The organism is Streptomyces litchfieldiae (assembly GCF_031845365.1).
GTDB lineage: Bacteria > Actinomycetota > Actinomycetes > Streptomycetales > Streptomycetaceae > Streptomyces > Streptomyces litchfieldiae.
Window position 1 is genome coordinate 1 of the sequence record NZ_JAVREL010000140.1, and the last position, 412, is coordinate 412.

Sequence of the window (412 nt, forward strand, 5' to 3'; positions counted from 1 at the left end):
GACGGAGGGCTGGCTGACCCCGGCGAGCTCGGCCAGCTCGACGCTGGAGAGGAACGGCGCGTCGGCCGCCCGGCGGACCATGCAGTGCGCGATGCGCCGCTGGGTGGGCGTGAGCCGGTGCCCCTCGAAGAGCCGCTGCAACCGTGCGGCGGGGCTGCTCCCACTCATGCTGTCCCCTTGCTGAATCCGTCGCGCCACGAATCGGCGCCGACAGATCCATTCAGCCAGGAAGGCTCCTGTATGTCCATATGCAGGCGGAGCGACGGGCGGCTTCCCCCCGGGGAAATACGGGGGACAGCCCCCGTGTTCCGGCCCGGCGGCGCTCGTAACGTAACGGGTATGGAAGCCCGTGATCACGAGCTCAAGAAGGATCTCGCCGCCACTCTCCAGGCACGCGGCGAACTGGGGCCGG

Annotated in this window: 1 pseudogene; it reads right to left on the reverse strand. The window is 69.9% G+C overall.

From position 1 onward, the window contains the following. Nucleotides 1-168: pseudogene (locus RM590_RS35775) on the reverse strand (MurR/RpiR family transcriptional regulator); the annotation flags it as partial. Between the last annotated feature and the right edge of the window lie 244 nt (nt 169-412).